This is a genomic window from Mesorhizobium sp. M7A.T.Ca.US.000.02.2.1 (genome assembly GCF_003996995.1).
GTDB lineage: Bacteria > Pseudomonadota > Alphaproteobacteria > Rhizobiales > Rhizobiaceae > Mesorhizobium.
Window position 1 is genome coordinate 1 of record NZ_RZTT01000116.1, and the last position, 15098, is coordinate 15098.

Genomic DNA, 15098 nt, shown 5'->3' on the forward strand with positions numbered 1-15098 from the left:
GATCGCCTGATTCATACGTTCGAAGGCGCGGCGATGGCCAACCGACAGGCCCTGCACGGTGATGCGGTTGCGCATGAAGGGCATGATAGGGAAGCTGAGCTCCATCGCGCCCAACAGGCCGATGATCGACAGCCGACCGTCGGCGGCGAGCGCATTCAGCGATCGCCGTGCATTATCGCCGCCGACCATTTCCAGCACGTGGTTGACGCCCAGCCCGTTCGTCAGCTCACGCGCGGCCTCGTCCCAGGCCGGTTGCGTGCGGTAGTTGATCCCTTGCCAGGCGCCGAGCTTTCTTGCCCGCTCAAGCTTTTCATCGCTGCTTGAGGTGACGATGGCGCGCAGGCCGAACGCGGTGGCGAACTGCAGGGCAAACAGCGACACGCCGCCGGTGCCCTGGATCAGAATGGTCTGGCCCGGCACCGGTCTGGTCGCTTCGGCCATGGCGAACCAGGCCGTCAGCGCCGCGATCGGCAATGTCGCGGCCTCGATATCGCCGAGCGATGGCGGCGCCAGCACCGCGGCGTCCTCGCCGAAGATGACATGGTCGGAAAGCATGCCCGACAGCGACGACCCCAGCGTGTGCTTATGCAGCACCGGCGGTGCGTCGCCATCCGGCCAATCGGCGATCACCTGGCCGAGCACGCGCTGGCCGACCTGAAAGCGGCTGACCGCACTGCCGACGGCCACCACTTCACCCACCGCGTCGGATGTCGGCACGAAGGGAAAGGCAAGGTCGGGGATCAGCACGCCGTCTACGATCATCTTGTCCTTGTAGTTGAGCGACACGGCCTGGGTCCGCACCAGCAAATCGTGCGCCCCTGGCTCGGGCACCTTGCCTTCCACCTGGCTTAGCCTCGACAGGCCAAAACCGCTCATCTGCCAAGATCTGTTGATTGGGGTGCTCATGTCGTGTCGCGCTCCGTGCGTTGATGCCAGGCGAGACATTTATGCCTTTCAACTATAGAAAATAGTGCTTCCGTGCGGTATAATTTGACACTGATTGCGGATCAAAATTCAACAATAGGAAATCGCCATGGAAACGGCCGACCTGCAAGGCATCGTCGCGTTTGTTCAGGCGGTGGAGGCCGGCAGCTTCACCAGCGCCGGCGAGCGGCTGCATGTGACGAAGTCGGCGATCGGCAAATCGATCGCGCAGCTGGAGCAGAGACTCGGCGTCCGCTTGCTGAACCGCACCACCCGCAGCCTCAGCCCGACCAGCGAAGGCGTCAGCTATTATGAAGCCTGCGTCCGGGCCCTTGCCGAGATCGAAGCCGCACAGTCGCTGCTTGCCTCGCGCCGTCAGGTCCCGTCTGGCCGGCTTCGGATCGACGTGCCGCTGGCCTTCGGCCGACGCTGCGTCGCCCCCGTGCTGTTCGAGATTTCGAAGAAATTTCCGGACCTGACGGTGGAAGTCTCCTTCAATGACCGCCGCGTCGACCTGATCGAGGAGGGCATCGACCTGGCGATCCGCATGGGCGAACTCGACGACAGCCTGTCGCTTGCGGCCAGGCGCCTCTACGCCCAGCGCTCGGCCATATGCGCGGCTCCCGACTATCTCGACAGGCATGGCCGGCCGCAATCGGTCGAGGATCTCGCCGATCACAGCGTCATTGGCTACGGTCGCGAGGGCATCGTCCGGCCCTGGGTGATCAGGCATTCCGACGGCCATCTCGCAACCTTCATGCCCAAGGCGCGACTCGTTCTCGGCCATGGCGAACCGATGCTGGATGCAGCGCTCGCCGGCTGCGGCATCGCCTTCCTGCCGACATGGCTGGCCGCCGACAGCCTCAAAAGCGGCGATCTCGAAATGGTGCTGTCGGACTGCCTGGTCGAGAACATCGTCGTGCATGCCGTCTGGCCGGTAACGCGCGCGCTCACGCCAAAGGTACGGGTTGTCGTCGACGCCCTCGTCGAACATTTTTCGACGCCGCCCTGGGATGCCGCGTGACCGAAATGCCGGTCATTTCTCAAAAATCACGTCGGACTATTTTCGAAGACCGCGCCGCAATGCTATTGACCGCTCATGTTATACGTAGAAATCGCTATCGTGGTCGTCCTCATCTGTGTGAACGGCCTTCTGTCGATGTCCGAACTTGCCATCGTCTCGTCGCGACCGGCCCGCCTGAAAGCGATGATCGACCGCGGCATCAATGGCGCCGGCCGCGCGCTCGAGCTGGGATCCAATCCCGGCAAGTTCCTGTCCTCGGTGCAGATCGGCATCACCCTGGTCGGCGTCCTCTCCGGCGCCTTTTCCGGCGCCACGCTCGGCGAACGGCTGGCGCAGTTCCTGGCTTCGACCGGCATCCGCGAGACCGTCGCCGATCCGCTCGGCGTCGGCATCGTCGTCGCCATCATCACCTATTTCTCGCTGATCGTCGGCGAACTGGTGCCCAAGCAGATCGCGTTGCGTGACCCCGAGCGGGTCGCCGCCAGGGTCGCTCCGGCAATGACCATCCTCGCCACCGTCTCGGCGCCGCTGGTCTTCCTGCTCGATTTCTCCGGCCGCACCATATTGTGGCTTCTCGGCCAGCGCGGCGAAAGCGAGGAGAAGGTCACCGATGAGGAGATCAAGATGCTGGTCGCCGAGGCCGAGCATCACGGCACCATCGAATCCGACGAGCGGCGCATGATCGCAGGCGTCATGCGGCTTGGCGACCGCGCCGTGCGCGCGGTGATGACGCCGCGCACCGAAGTCGACTGGATCAATCTGCAATCCGACGAGGCGGCCATCCGCAAGCTGCTCATGGAAACCCAGCATTCGCGCCTGCCGGCAGGCGACGGCGGCGTCGACGTCATGGTCGGCGTCGTCCAGACGCGTGACGTGCTGGCCGCGTTGCTTGCCGGCCGCGTGCTCGACCCGCGCAGGCATGTGCGCGCAGCCCCCATCGTCTACGACCAGGCCGACGCGCTGGATGTGCTGCAGAAGCTGAAGGAATCCGACGTGCCGATGGCGCTGGTGCATGACGAATACGGCCATTTCGAAGGCATCGTCACCCCGGCCGACATTCTGGAAGCCATCACCGGCGTGTTCCGCGCGGACACAGACGCCGGCGACGAGGAGAACGCGGTCAAGCGCGAGGACGGCTCGTGGCTGCTCGCCGGCTACATGCAGGCCGACGAGATGGCCGACATTCTCGGCATCGATCTGCCGGAAAACCGCGATTACGAAACCGTCGCCGGTTATGTGCTGTCGCACATGCACCATCTGCCGGCGACCGGCGAATGCGTCGACGCCCAGGGCTGGCGCTTCGAGGTGGTCGATCTCGACGGCCGCCGCATCGACAAGCTGATCGCCACCCGCCTGCCCGGCGCCCACCGCGAGGCGGTGCGCTGACATGTTCGAATGTCAGCTTTTGACCGGTTAGCTGACGCCGCCCTCTGCCAGAGATCGAGCTGGTTTCAACAAACCGAAGAAGCCAATGATGCGCGTTATCCGTTTCTGCTCCTCATCCAGAAAAGCGATGTCCAGGCCCTCGGGTAAAGACGAACCGTCAGGCATCACAAACTTCCACGCGAAGCGCGCGACGCCGTGATGAACATCCACGTTGCTGGTCCGCAGAATGCATGCACCCGGATACTCGCTCTGAATTCCTGCAATGTGGGCTAGAAGTTCTTCAGCACCAACTGCGTGAACGGTTGGATCGGTATACGTCGCGCCATCGCTCAAGATCGATAACAGCGACACCCGCCGCTTCTCGGCGTTTTCGGTGGACCACGATGCACAATACTTATCAATGAGATGCGTCAAAGGCATGCTACTTCCCTGTCGCCAGAAAGTTCGAGAGCGCGGCGAAATCATCGTGCAAGTGGCCCGCCGCTATGGCCCGTTTGAATATCGCATCATAACCATCGACTATTGAACGGTCGATTTCGCGGAACTGCATCAACTCCAATAGATGCTGCATTGCGCCGTGGTGCGCCGAGATCGACGAGAGCGTTTCGTTATCGCTGGCAAATCGGCCAGCGCTCGTCCGCTTGATGAGGTCGGTCACCAGGCCGTCAATGACCGGCGCCGTCGCGGACCACTGCCGCGCCAGTTCACCGAGTTCGATCTCTTCGGCCTGCGACACGGCGATCGCATGGAGCGTCCCGAACAGAGCGCCCCACATGATAGCCAGTAGTGCGCTATCGAGCCCGTTCGCACGCCCTGGTTCTTCGCCAACGTGCTGAACATTGCCACCCAAAGCGCGAAACACATCGCGGTTCGTGTCGAAAGCCGCCCTTGGCCCGGCAAGCAGGATGGTTCCGGCGTCCGTGCCGATATAATCCGGCGTCGCCATGATCGCGCCATCAAGGTAGCTTGCGCCGTGCTCCCTATACCATTCAGCCGCTTCCCGTGCGCCATTTGGCGTCCCGGAAGTCAACTCCACGATCAGCTTGCCGCGAATGGCTGAGGCGATGGCGTCACTGTGGAGAAGCGCTTTTGTCGCCTCATAGTCGCTGACATTCACAATGATGATCTCGCCTGCGTTCACGGCTTCCTCGACGGAGGGCGCGACGATTGCGCCCAGCCTGGCGAGTGGATCGGTCTTCTGTCTGGTTCTGTTCCAGACAGTCGTCGGATATCCGGACTGAAGCAGGCTGCCGGCGAGCGCCGAGCCCATACGGCCCGTTCCAATAACCGTGATTGAAAGCTTCATTCCACACTCCATATCAATTGGCGGCGTCAGACCGCGTTTTGCTGTGATCGTCTTGAGAGGTATGTCAAAACGAGCGGCGCGCGATACGCACCCAGGCGTAAGTGGTCACCAGAAGGTAAGGAACGCGCGATGAACAATTCCGCGGACAATGGCTTTGCAGCGGCCGTCAGGATGGTCGAAGGAAAGTGGAAAGTAGATATCCTTTGCGAACTCGGAACGGCGTCGCGCAGATTTGGTCGATTGAAACAGGCGCTCTCTGGCATCAGTGAAAAGATGCTGGCGCAACAATTGCGAGAACTGGAGGCGGACGGCCTTGTCGACCGCAAGGTCTTTTCCGTGGTTCCAGCGAAAGTAGTCTATTCGCTGACAGAACGCGGCGCGGCGCTCAACGCAGCAGCAGGTTCACTATGTCTGTGGGCCGAGCAATTCGGCCTGCCCGGCTGCACTCAGATTGCCATGGCGTACATATGGATGCGCTCTGATGCATGTCGCCCAAAGCGACCTCGGTTTGGGCGCCCATCGCGAGGCGGTGCGCTGACGCCCGACGCAATTGCGGCATTCGCTCTATCGTTCCCAGAAGGGCTTGGCGATCTCTCCCTCGACCTGCTGTATCGTCAGGCCGATATCGTCGATCAGATGCGGATTGTCCTTCGACATCTGCCTGAGTTGCCAGCGAAAGCGTATCCGTTCGCGCCAGGTCCGATCGTGCCAACTCGCTATGATGCTTCGCAGGGTCTTCAGGAGCCGGCGCGATGCCGGCCGCACGGGCGTTCCCGGTCGCGCTGCACAACGCTGGGCTGATGCAAGTGTATTGGTCATGGCAACCTCCATATGGTTTGAGGGCCTAGGGCTCTCGATGAGGTTGAATTCTGCGCGATACGGACGGCGCCGTAATTAAGCCCTCCCAAATAGTTCTCAAAACTTCCAAACGAGTCAGAGCAGTTCACCGGCTCACGGAACCGGCAAACTACTCTAACCCTTTGTTTTGACGCAATTCCGAACAGAAAACCGCTTCACACTTTTCCTGTAATTGCTCTATAGATGCGCCTATGCAGGGATCGCGTTTTGCCTTTGGTCCGTTCGTGCTTGATCCGGGTGCGGGAACGCTGCTTCGGAACGACGTCCCCGTTGCCGTTGGCTATCGCGGGCTGAGCCTGCTTGCAGCACTCGTCGGGCGGCCCGGTGAAATCTTGGGGAAGGCCGAGTTGATGGACGCTGCATGGCCGGGCACGGCCGTGGAGGAAGGCAACCTCACCGTCCAGATCGCGCAGTTGCGCAAGCTGCTTGGTCCTGTCGGCGAGAACGGCGAATGGATATCCACCGTTCCGCGCGTCGGCTACCGTTTCACGGGGGCCGTCGAACAGCTCGGCGAGGCCAAGCGAAAACCCTTGCCGCTGCCCGACAAACCATCGATAGCCGTGCTGCCCTTCGTCAATTTCAGCAACGATCCCGAGCAGGATTCCTTCGTGGACGGGTTGACCGAAGACCTCATCACCGACCTGTCCAGGATCTCCGGCCTGTTCGTCATCGCCCGCAACTCGACCTTTGCCTACAAGGGAAAAGCGATGGACGTGCGCGAGATCGCCGGGGATCTTGGCGTGCGCTACCTGCTGGAAGGCAGCGCAAGACGCGCCGCGGGGCGCGTGCGCATCAACGCACAGCTGGTCGACGCGGTGAGCGGCGACCATCTCTGGGCGGAACGCTTCGATCGCGGCCTGGACGATATCTTTGCCGTTCAGGACGAGGTTACGGCCAAGATTGTGGAGGCGTTGCTTGGCCGTCTGCGCGCGCCGCCGCCGCGCAACCGACCCAGCAATCTCGAGGCTTACGATCTCTGCGTGCGGGCGCGCAAGCTGATCGACGATTCGCCGCAGATGGCGCAGGAAGCGCATCTGATGCTGACGCGCGCGGTGTCGCTCGATCCTGATTACGCCGAGCCCTATCGCTGGCTTGCCATGAACCACTGGATGGGACGGGTGCATTGGGGCGGACCAACCGAAGCTGCCCGCAGCGTTGCCTTGGAGCTGGCGCGCAAGGCCGTGGCGATCGATCCCAACGATGCCGGCTGTCGCTGGATCCTGGCTTATCTGCTTGCCTATGAGCGCAGTTTCACTGAAGCGGATGCGGAATTCGCCAAGGCGATCGAGCTCGACCCGAACGAGGCCGACACCTGGGCGGCATTGTCCGACATCGCGGTCCTGGCTGGACGGGTCGAAGAAGGCCTCGAGCACATCGGCAAGGCGTTCCGGCTGAACCCGTTTCCGGCGAGCTGGTACTATCTGACGCTCGGCCAGGCGCAATATGCGGCGCGCGACTACCAAGCCGCTATCGAGACGTTGCGCCGTGACGAGACCTATCGCACAAGCTCACGCCGTTTCCTGGCCGCAAGCCTGGCCCAACTCGGCCGGCTCGACGAGGCGCGCGCGGAGGCCGAACTGTTTCTCGTCGGCAACCCGCATTTCACAACCCATCACTGGGCGACGACCGAGCCATTCCGCGACGCCGCTACGCTCGAGCATTTCGTCGATGGTTTTCGCAAGGCCGGTCTTCCGGAGTGACGCGCCGGTATTCGGCCTGCCCGCAGCAAAACGACGTGGCTAACCCGGGTCTAGGCATGGGCATGATCTCGGTGGCGCGAGACCTTCTCGCGGTTGCCGCAGGTGCGCATGCTGCACCAGCGCCGCTTGCCGCCTCGCGACGTATCGAGGAAAAGCCAGCCACAGCGAGGGCAGGAATGCAGCCTGTCGCGCGGCAGGGTGAAGAACGCTTCAATGGACAGCATGGCCAGCAAGGCGGTGACGGCGTCCGGGTCCCGCCACCGGGCAAGGGCAAGCTTCGGCCTGGTGCCATCCAGTTCGATAGAGCCGGCGGCAAGCGAGCTTGCCGTGCGCGAGAATAACACGCCTAGAGCAATTCCAGGAAAAGTGTGAAGCGGTTTTCCGTCCGGGATTGCGTCAAAACAAAGAGTTAGAGCAGCTCGCCGTTCCCGTGAAACGGTGACATGATCTAGCGGTTCTTCCGCAGACGGTTTGCCCGCGGCGATCGACTCGAAAATCTGAAATGACGCCTCCCGCACTTCGCGGACGCGCTCCACGAACCGCCCATCCGCTATCTCGGCAACGGCCTGCGCCTGGCGATCGTCGGCAAGCCCTGAGGCGTTGAACCAGTTCGCAACATCCCGGACGGACTTGAACAGTTCATTATCAGCTGCCGGCGCCCGCCGGTCGAACACGGCATTCGACAGGTCCAAAGCGGGATGCCCGCCGATGAAGTGATCCGGCACCCATTCGGTGTATGCATCGCCCACGGAACATAACCTCATTAACCGCATTATACGGTTACATGATGTAACCACTATCACAGGGATACGTGGTGTCAAACCCATAGCACCGCCAGGTCGGCGCGGACCACTGGGAGAGAGAGGATGTGCAGCAATCGTTACAAGACCTACCACGAAACCATCAATGTCGACGGCCTCGACATCTTCTACCGTCATGCCGGCGACCCCGGCAGACCGGCAATCCTGCTGCTGCACGGATATCCGACTTCGTCGCACGTCTATCGCAATGTCATCGAACCGCTGGCGGAGACAGCCTATGTGGTGGCGCCGGACCTGCCCGGTTTCGGCTTTTCGTCCGCCCCTTCCATCGATGCCTATGACTACACGTTCGAGAACCTGGCCAACACGATCGAAGCCTTCGTCGAGGCCCTCGGCATGCAGCGATTCTTCCTCTACATCACTGACTTCGGCACGCCTGTCGGCTACCATCTCGCCACACGGCAGCCGGATCGCATCCTCGGCCTGATCGCGCAGGACAGCAATGCTCATGACGAGGGGCTGGGACCGGAATGGGACGCGCCGAAGGCATTCTTCGCCGAACCGACTGAAGAAAACCGCGCCAAACTGCCGGACTGGATGAATTTCGAGGGGACCCGAAACCAATATATCGGCGGTCTCCCCGAGCGTCTGAAGGTGTTGTTTCCGCCCGAGGGTTGGTATCTCGATACGGAGCGCCTGGCGAGGCCCGGCAACACCGACATTCAGTTCGAACTCTTCACCGATTATGGCTCGCACATCGCGCGCTTCCCGGCCATCCAAGCCTATCTCCGCGACCAACAGCCAGCATGTCTCGTGCTGTGGGGACGGCACGACGCCTTCTTCGCGCTGGACGAGATCATGGCCTACAGCCGCGACCTCGACGCAGTCGAAATCCATGTCTTTGAGAGCGGACACATGCTTCTCGAAACGCATCATCGCCAATGCGCGGCTCTCATCGCTCACTTCATCCACGAGGTGGAGACTGGGGTCTTTCGCGAACCTGCAGGACGCTGAACGTCGACGCTCAAACCGCCATTTCGATGGGCTCGGCAAGCCTTGGATTGGCCCGCGCCGCGATCAGGCAGCCGGCGACGATCAGGCATGCTCCGGCCAAGGTGGTCCAGGTCGCCTCCTCGCCGAAGAAGAACCAGCCGAGCGCGACCGCCCAGATGAAGGCCGAGTATTCCGTCGGGATCAGATATTGCGCTTCGGCGCGGGCGTAGGACCAGCTCATCAGGAATTGCCCGGCGAGCGACAGCACCGTCACCCCGGCCAAAGGAAGCCACAGATTGCTCGGCAGGGCGACGGCGAGCCAGGGTGCCGCGAGGCCGAGGAGGATGGCAACGCAAAGGTTCTGGAACAGCATGATCTCGATCGGCTTGGCCAACTGCGCCTGTTGCCGGGCGAGGATGAGATTGTAGCCGTAGAACACCGTCGATACGAGCACCGCCGCCGTGCCGAGCATGGCATCTTGCGAATAGTCTGCCTTCCCGAACTGGCCGGCCATGATGATGGCGACGCCGGCGATGCCGGCCAACGATGCCCAGACAGCCTGGCGCCGGATCCGTTCGCCCAGCAACAGCGCGGCGAGAAACAGGGCAAACAGGGGCGCCACGAAGCTGAGCCCGATCGCCTCCGCGAGCGGCAGCCTGGCCAAGCCCCAGAAGAAGGATATCAGGACGACGCCGACAATCGCGGCACGCAGCGCATGCAGCCTCAGCACCGGAACGGTTGGCTTTAGGCGCGGTCCCGCCAGCCAGGCCGCGCCCGCGACCACGGTCGCAACCATGCTGCGCCACAGCAAGGTGTTGTAGACGCCGACCGCGATGACCAGGATCTTCATCGCCGCATCCATCCCGGACAGCAGGAAGATCGCCAGCGCGCATACGAGCACCGGGATCATCGGGGAAACGGCGCCGGTCAGGCTGGATGTCTTCACGGCTTCACTCATGTGACGGATTGCAGCCGGATATATCAGGGCAAAGGGCGCGACCAGATGGCAGTCCCGTCGATGTAGCAGTCCAACCCCGATTGGCATCGTGTTCGCGGCTATCGCGACATCCGGATATCAGCACCATACCGACGAGTTGGACGAGGCGGACCGCCTCGCCGACTGCATCATACGGCCGAGGCAGGCGACGCCTGCACACATGGCATAGATCGAATTGACGGGGCGGGTTGCCGACGCGGCTGGCCCGTCGCATGTTGTCGATTGTTTACAGACGGATCGAAAAAATGCGCCGCATAGCCTCAGGCGACCTTTATCAGACCTACGATCTTGGTGACTTGCGCATCACCTCCTTGCGCGACGGCTATGTCGACATGCCGATCGGACGGCTTCGGCAACGCGGCAAGCCATTTGGCGATGAATTGCCGCAACAAGTCGCGTTGGTTGCTGGTCAACTCAGGCTTTCCGTCAATGCCTTCGCGATTGACGATGGAAACGGGATCATCCTGATCGATACCGGCGCCTCGAACGCCTGGCATCCCACCATGGGCCGACTTCCCGAGGCGCTGGACGAAGCTGGCATCGATGCCGGACGAGTCCGTACCGTCTGCTTCACCCACACGCATCTCGACCACATCCATGGTCTTGTGCTTGCCGACGGCCGCGACGCTTTCCCGCGCCTGGCGCGCTTGCTCGTTCCCGGGGAAGAACTCGCCTTTTTTCGCGCCGAAGCGCGGCTCGAACGATTTCACGGCATGGCAGAACCCTTCGAAGCCGGAGACCGTATCGGGACACATGTCGACATTGTCGACGCTCATGGCCATGAAGCGGGACATAGCTGCTTTTGCGTTTCGAGCGGCGGCGAACGCGTTCTGATTTGGGGCGACACCGTTCACGTCCCATCGCTTCAGTTCGATCGACCTGAGGTGACGTGGGAATTCGACGCCGATCAGGACCAGGCGCGCGAAAGCCGGTTGCGGTTGCTGGCGCTTGCAGCCGACGAACATTGTTTCGTTGCCGGCGCGCATCTGGATTCGCCCGGCATCGGCCGCGTCGTCCGATCCGGCGCCAGCTTTCAATTCGAGCCGCTATAATTGAAAAAGGGCGACGCAAGCGCCGCCCCGGATCCTTGGGAGGATAACTCGAATTGGCGGTCAGGCCGCCTTGACTTCCTCGGCAACGGCGTCGGCCTGACGCGCTGCCTTGAGCACCTTGGCCCACCACGCAACATCGTTGACCAGCGCGGTGGCGGCCTGGTTCAGATGCTCGAGGTCTTCCAGCTTCTTCTCGCCCTGGCGGACGGCGAGGAAATCGCCCCAGGCGATATGGACGGCCGACTTGACCGGCGCCATCTGCAATTCGACGGCATACAGTCTAAGCTGTTCGACGGCACGCGAGCCGCCGACGCTGCCATAACCGACGAAGCCGGCCGACTTCTTGTTCCATTCATTGGCGGCGTAGTCGATGGCGTTCTTCAACACGGCCGTCGGGCCATGATTGTATTCGGCGGCGGTGAAGATGAAGCCGTCGAATTCGGCGACCTTCTTCTGCCAGCGCTGTGCCACTTCGTTCTGCGACGGCGCCCAGGCGGAGGATGCGACCTCGTCGAAGAACGGCAGCGGGAAGTCGCGCAGGTCGACGATCTCGACGTCTATGTCGGCATGCGACTTGGCGATTTTGGCGATCCACTGGGTTGGCACATCGGCGAAACGAGCGGCGCGCGTCGATCCGACGACGATGGCAATTTTGGGTTTGGACATAAGGGCTCTCCTTGCACGAAGTACTGGTATCATTTGGATACCTGCGCTATATGAGATACTGCAAACGCGATGCACAAGAAGGCACTTTTTTGTTACCGAGGCACCCACACCGCTCCGAAGACTGCCGCGCCATCTCGGAAATCCTGCAGCGCGTCGGCGACAAATGGACCGTTCTGGTCGTCGGCAAGCTGGGCGACGGACCGCTGCGTTTCAACGAATTGCGCGCCGCCGTCGGCGGCATCTCGCAGAAGATGCTGACCACCACCTTGCGCGGGCTGGAGCGTGACGGCTTCGTCACCCGCACCGTGTTTCCAACCATTCCACCGCGCGTCGATTATGAGCTGACCGAGCTCGGCCACGAGCTGCTGATCCCCGTCAGCGCACTGAGCGAATGGGCGCGCGCGAACACCATGCGCGTCAAGGCGGCGCGCGAAAAATTCGACGGCGCCCGCGTCTGAAACCCTTGCGCTGCAAGGGATTCAGACGCGCACGCAACATCCGGCTTGCCCGATCGGAAATTCTATCTCGGCTGCGCGTATCGTTGCCCGAATGCACGCGCCGTTTTGGCTGGCGGATTGCCGCTCATGCCGTCCCCTGACGGCTGCCGCTCAGGCTCCTGATGCGCGGACATCGCATCGCGCGGCGCCACAGCTATCACACCGTGCGCCCTGCTCGCCGGGAGCTGTTCCCCATGCGTGCAGGCACCGCGCGAGATATCTTCCTTCACCTCCGCGTAGGCGGTCACGCCGAGCAGGCAGGTCGTCGCGACCAGGGCTGCCACGAGCCAACCGTTCAGCAGATGTTGACGCATTGTCTCTCCTCCGATTGCAGCAGGATCGGGCACCGAGGCAACCATTGGATGTCGCGAAACGTGTCTCCCCGGAGAGGCATGTTACAAATGATCAAGCGTGGGAGAAACGGCTTGCGTCAGCTTTCGGCAGGAACCGCTTTCGGCTTGCCCTCGCCATCCAGCGCCACCATGACGAAATCGGCATGGGTGACCTTTTCCATCAGGTCGGAGAGGTAGCGCTGCGCCCAGGCTTCGACCTTGAGCGTCATCGAGGTGCGGCCGACGCGCTCGACATGGGTGTAGATGCACAGCGTGTCGCCGATCTTCATCGGCTTGGCGAAGGACATTTCCTTGACCGCCGCCGTCACCACGCGGCCCTTGGCGCGCTCGGCGGCGCGGATGCCGCAGGCCAGGTCCATCTGCGCCATCACCCAGCCGCCGAAAATGTCGCCGGCTGCATTGGCGTCCGAAGGCATGGCCAAGGTGCGCAGCGTCAGATCGCCAAGCGGCCGTCCTTCAGCGTAGTGCACCATGCGAGAAATCCTTCGAGACCGGCCGCCCTCGATCCCGTATCGTCACGGCGCCCGAAGGTCAACGCGCCACGACATGGCCACAGGGCTCCCGAACCGACAAAAGACCTGCGACAGCCGGGCCGCGGTGTCGGCAGCTTTTTTGCCGGCAGCTTTTCACGATAGGAATTTTTTCTTGACTTGGTGCCCTCAGCTATGGTAGATTTTTGCCTATGGTGCTGATTTGCGCCAGTGATCCGCCCGCACAGGCGGGTTTTTCGTTTGATGCACCGTCAGCCAACGCCCCGCGAAGGCTCCGTTAACCCGAGTTGGTGGGCTCTGGCATGGCGGTGAGTGGAAGACGGCAGTTCGCATCACCCGGCGAAGGTCGATCAGAAATAGCGCCTGAGGTTCGTGCGAATACGATCGAGCACGCTGTCCCCGGAAAGGTCTGGAGAAAATTCCTTGCCCGTGATCGCCTCATAGGCCTGCGCGTACACTCCGGAAGCCTGTTCGACGATCTCGTCCGGAATCTTCGGAATAGGGTCGCTATAGGGATCGCAGCGCGCCGAGACCCACGAGCGGATGAAATCCTTGTCAAAACTCTCCGGCCGGCTGCCGCTGGCGAGCGCCTGTTCATAACTCGATGCGATCCAGTACCGGCTGCTGTCAGGCGTGTGGATTTCGTCGGCAAGAATGATGGTCCCGTCCTTGTCGGTGCCGAATTCGTATTTCGTGTCGGCCAGGATCAGGCCGCGCTCAGTGGCGCGCTGCTGGCCGCGGGCGAACAGCCGCAAGGCGTAGTCCGATACGGTATCCCACTGCGCCTGCGTGAGAAGACCCTGCTCGAGAATCTCCGCTTTGGACAGCGGTTCGTCATGGCCGCCATGCGCGGCCTTGCTGGTCGGCGTGATGATCGCCTCCGCCAGTCTTTCATTGTCGCGCAGGCCGTCCGGCAGGCGGATACCGTACATGTCACGGTCACCGCGCTTGTAGCGCGTCAGGATCGAGGTGCTGGTGGTACCCGCCAGATAACCGCGCACAACGATCTCGACCGGCAGGATGTCGAGCCTTGTGCCGACGACGACGTTCGGGTCGGGGTATTCGAGAACATGGTTCGGGCAGATGTCGGCGGTTTCCTCGAACCAGTAGCGCGCCGTCTGAGTAAGGATCTCGCCCTTGTAGGGGATCGACGTCAGGATGGTGTCGAAGGCACTGAGCCGGTCGGTGGCGATGATGATGCGCCTGCCATCCGCAAGGTCATAGTTCTCGCGGACCTTGCCGCTGTAGTGGCCCGGCAGTTCGGGAATGAACGCGTCAGGGAGGGTTCGCATATGATTTCCTGCCTTCCGCAGAGTGGCCAGAGCATGATCCCGAAAAGTTGCAGACTTTTCGGAGAAAATCATGCGCCAAGATAATGCCATCGCATAAGCTGTCGCCCCGGTGCATATCAAGCGCGATTGTCGGGTATCCCCGCAAACTCGACCAGTTCGGCGGTCGCTTTTTTCACAACTGATGCCGGAAGGCGCGGCGACTTGGGAGCGCCGCCGCGTCTAGGCTGCAGCCAATTTTCCGGAGCCGCCCGCATCATCATGCAGACCTATGATTTCATCATCGTCGGCTCCGGCTCGGCCGGCTCGGTCCTGGCCGAAAAACTCTCGGCCTCGGGACGCTTCTCGGTGCTGGTGCTGGAGGCCGGCGGCACCGACCGCCGCTTCTACGTCCAGATGCCGCTCGGCTACGGCAAGACCTTCTTCGATCCCGACGTCAACTGGAACTACAAGGCCGAGCCGGACCCGGGCCTCGCCGGCAATTCCGATCACTGGCCGCGCGGCAAGCTGCTCGGCGGTTCGAGCTCGATCAACGCCATGGTCTGGATCAGGGGCGCGCGCGAGGATTTCGATGCCTGGGCAGCCGCCGGCAATCCCGGCTGGGGCTATGACGATCTGCTGCCCACCTTCAAGGCGCTCGAGAACAACCAGGCCGGTGCCGACACATGGCGCGGCACGGGCGGCCCGCTGCATGTCACCGACTGTTCGGACGCCGTCCACCCGCTGACCAAGCGCTATCTCGCCGCCGGCCAGCAGGCCGGCCTGCCGCTCAACCCGGATTTCAACGGCGCCGTCCAGGAA

Annotated in this window: 17 protein-coding genes and 1 pseudogene; 8 read left to right on the forward strand and 10 right to left on the reverse strand. The window is 62.2% G+C overall.

All coding sequences use genetic code 11. The annotated features are described in order from the left end of the window. Positions 1-906, reverse strand: a 906-nt coding sequence (locus tag EOD15_RS13550) for an NAD(P)-dependent alcohol dehydrogenase (protein WP_148129545.1), incomplete at its 3' end; no start/stop codon positions are given. Between the two features lie 127 nt (positions 907-1033). Between EOD15_RS13550 and EOD15_RS13555 the strand changes: the two genes are divergently transcribed. Beyond that, a complete protein-coding gene (locus EOD15_RS13555) occupies positions 1034-1948 on the forward strand; it encodes a LysR family transcriptional regulator (RefSeq protein WP_127318570.1) in 915 nt (304 codons plus the stop codon). 75 nt (positions 1949-2023) lie between these two features. Next, positions 2024-3334 carry a hemolysin family protein gene (locus EOD15_RS13560; RefSeq protein ID WP_127295019.1) on the forward strand — a complete coding sequence of 437 codons (1311 nt, stop codon included), beginning with the start codon at positions 2024-2026 and terminating at the stop codon, positions 3332-3334. Between the two features lie 27 nt (positions 3335-3361). On the opposite strand, the gene EOD15_RS13565 is transcribed toward EOD15_RS13560, so the two are convergent. Together EOD15_RS13565 and EOD15_RS13570 are read right to left on the reverse strand one after the other, a co-directional pair. Continuing rightward, the gene (locus EOD15_RS13565) at positions 3362-3754 is read right to left on the reverse strand and encodes a nuclear transport factor 2 family protein (protein WP_127318572.1); all 393 of its coding nucleotides are present in this window, start codon (positions 3752-3754) and stop codon (positions 3362-3364) included. 1 nt (position 3755) lies between these two features. After that, a complete protein-coding gene (locus EOD15_RS13570) occupies positions 3756-4640 on the reverse strand; it encodes an NAD(P)-binding domain-containing protein (protein WP_127318574.1) in 885 nt (294 codons plus the stop codon). Between the two features lie 171 nt (positions 4641-4811). Between EOD15_RS13570 and EOD15_RS13575 the strand changes: the two are divergent. Continuing rightward, positions 4812-5057, forward strand: a pseudogene (locus EOD15_RS13575) (winged helix-turn-helix transcriptional regulator); the annotation flags it as partial. Positions 5058-5204: 147 nt separating this feature from the next. On the opposite strand, the gene EOD15_RS36740 reads toward EOD15_RS13575, so the two are convergent. Further along, a complete protein-coding gene (locus EOD15_RS36740; protein ID WP_127318578.1) occupies positions 5205-5459 on the reverse strand; it encodes a DUF1127 domain-containing protein in 255 nt (84 codons plus the stop codon). Positions 5460-5689: 230 nt separating this feature from the next. Between EOD15_RS36740 and EOD15_RS13585 the strand changes: the two genes are divergently transcribed. Further along, on the forward strand, positions 5690-7198 hold the full coding sequence (locus EOD15_RS13585) for a winged helix-turn-helix domain-containing tetratricopeptide repeat protein (protein WP_127318576.1): 1509 nt from the start codon (positions 5690-5692) through the stop codon (positions 7196-7198). Positions 7199-7248: 50 nt separating this feature from the next. Here the strand turns inward: EOD15_RS13585 and EOD15_RS13590 are convergent, their stop codons facing one another. Then, positions 7249-7947 (reverse strand): CGNR zinc finger domain-containing protein, encoded by a 699-nt coding sequence (locus EOD15_RS13590; protein WP_127326828.1) that lies wholly within the window; start codon positions 7945-7947, stop codon positions 7249-7251. 117 nt (positions 7948-8064) lie between these two features. Between EOD15_RS13590 and EOD15_RS13595 the strand changes: the two genes are divergently transcribed. Then, positions 8065-8973 carry an alpha/beta hydrolase gene (locus tag EOD15_RS13595; RefSeq protein ID WP_127319675.1) on the forward strand — a complete coding sequence of 303 codons (909 nt, stop codon included), beginning with the start codon at positions 8065-8067 and terminating at the stop codon, positions 8971-8973. A 10-nt stretch (positions 8974-8983) separates the two neighbouring features. On the opposite strand, the gene EOD15_RS13600 is transcribed toward EOD15_RS13595, so the two are convergent. Beyond that, positions 8984-9910, reverse strand: a complete 927-nt coding sequence (locus EOD15_RS13600; RefSeq protein WP_127319673.1) for a DMT family transporter — start codon at positions 9908-9910, stop codon at positions 8984-8986. A gap of 284 nt (positions 9911-10194) precedes the next feature. Here EOD15_RS13600 and EOD15_RS13610 point away from each other — a divergent pair, with 284 nt between their 5' ends. Next, a complete protein-coding gene (locus EOD15_RS13610; RefSeq protein WP_127319671.1) occupies positions 10195-11001 on the forward strand; it encodes an MBL fold metallo-hydrolase in 807 nt (268 codons plus the stop codon). A 60-nt stretch (positions 11002-11061) separates the two neighbouring features. On the opposite strand, the gene EOD15_RS13615 is transcribed toward EOD15_RS13610, so the two are convergent. Next, positions 11062-11667 (reverse strand): NADPH-dependent FMN reductase, encoded by a 606-nt coding sequence (locus EOD15_RS13615; RefSeq protein WP_127319669.1) that lies wholly within the window; start codon positions 11665-11667, stop codon positions 11062-11064. Between the two features lie 89 nt (positions 11668-11756). On the opposite strand from EOD15_RS13615, the gene EOD15_RS13620 reads away from it, so the two are divergent. Next, a complete protein-coding gene (locus EOD15_RS13620) occupies positions 11757-12125 on the forward strand; it encodes a helix-turn-helix domain-containing protein (RefSeq protein ID WP_024504168.1) in 369 nt (122 codons plus the stop codon). A gap of 62 nt (positions 12126-12187) precedes the next feature. Here the strand turns inward: EOD15_RS13620 and EOD15_RS13625 are convergent, their stop codons facing one another. The 3 genes from EOD15_RS13625 to EOD15_RS13635 form a co-directional block, all read right to left on the reverse strand. Further along, on the reverse strand, positions 12188-12478 hold the full coding sequence (locus EOD15_RS13625) for a hypothetical protein (RefSeq protein ID WP_164761650.1): 291 nt from the start codon (positions 12476-12478) through the stop codon (positions 12188-12190). A 116-nt stretch (positions 12479-12594) separates the two neighbouring features. After that, the gene (locus EOD15_RS13630) at positions 12595-12990 is read right to left on the reverse strand and encodes an acyl-CoA thioesterase (protein WP_023809765.1); all 396 of its coding nucleotides are present in this window, start codon (positions 12988-12990) and stop codon (positions 12595-12597) included. 368 nt (positions 12991-13358) lie between these two features. Further along, positions 13359-14300: a phosphoribosylaminoimidazolesuccinocarboxamide synthase gene (locus EOD15_RS13635; RefSeq protein ID WP_127319667.1), complete on the reverse strand. Its 942-nt coding sequence runs from the start codon at positions 14298-14300 to the stop codon at positions 13359-13361. A 258-nt stretch (positions 14301-14558) separates the two neighbouring features. On the opposite strand from EOD15_RS13635, the gene EOD15_RS13640 reads away from it, so the two are divergent. Beyond that, on the forward strand, positions 14559-15098 hold a 540-nt coding region (locus tag EOD15_RS13640; RefSeq protein ID WP_185928999.1), incomplete at its 3' end, for a GMC family oxidoreductase N-terminal domain-containing protein.

Coding starts and splice junctions, on each gene's coding strand:
- EOD15_RS13600 (WP_127319673.1), bottom strand. CDS start 9,910: ATGAGTGAAGCCGTGAAGACATCCAGCCTGACCGGCGCCGTTTCCCCG.
- EOD15_RS13555 (WP_127318570.1), top strand. CDS start 1,034: ATGGAAACGGCCGACCTGCAAGGCATCGTCGCGTTTGTTCAGGCGGTG.
- EOD15_RS13615 (WP_127319669.1), bottom strand. CDS start 11,667: ATGTCCAAACCCAAAATTGCCATCGTCGTCGGATCGACGCGCGCCGCT.
- EOD15_RS13560 (WP_127295019.1), top strand. CDS start 2,024: ATGTTATACGTAGAAATCGCTATCGTGGTCGTCCTCATCTGTGTGAAC.
- EOD15_RS13630 (WP_023809765.1), bottom strand. CDS start 12,990: ATGGTGCACTACGCTGAAGGACGGCCGCTTGGCGATCTGACGCTGCGC.
- EOD15_RS13625 (WP_164761650.1), bottom strand. CDS start 12,478: ATGCGTCAACATCTGCTGAACGGTTGGCTCGTGGCAGCCCTGGTCGCG.
- EOD15_RS13610 (WP_127319671.1), top strand. CDS start 10,195: ATGCGCCGCATAGCCTCAGGCGACCTTTATCAGACCTACGATCTTGGT.
- EOD15_RS13595 (WP_127319675.1), top strand. CDS start 8,065: ATGTGCAGCAATCGTTACAAGACCTACCACGAAACCATCAATGTCGAC.
- EOD15_RS13585 (WP_127318576.1), top strand. CDS start 5,690: ATGCAGGGATCGCGTTTTGCCTTTGGTCCGTTCGTGCTTGATCCGGGT.
- EOD15_RS13565 (WP_127318572.1), bottom strand. CDS start 3,754: ATGCCTTTGACGCATCTCATTGATAAGTATTGTGCATCGTGGTCCACC.
- EOD15_RS13570 (WP_127318574.1), bottom strand. CDS start 4,640: ATGAAGCTTTCAATCACGGTTATTGGAACGGGCCGTATGGGCTCGGCG.
- EOD15_RS36740 (WP_127318578.1), bottom strand. CDS start 5,459: ATGACCAATACACTTGCATCAGCCCAGCGTTGTGCAGCGCGACCGGGA.
- EOD15_RS13635 (WP_127319667.1), bottom strand. CDS start 14,300: ATGCGAACCCTCCCTGACGCGTTCATTCCCGAACTGCCGGGCCACTAC.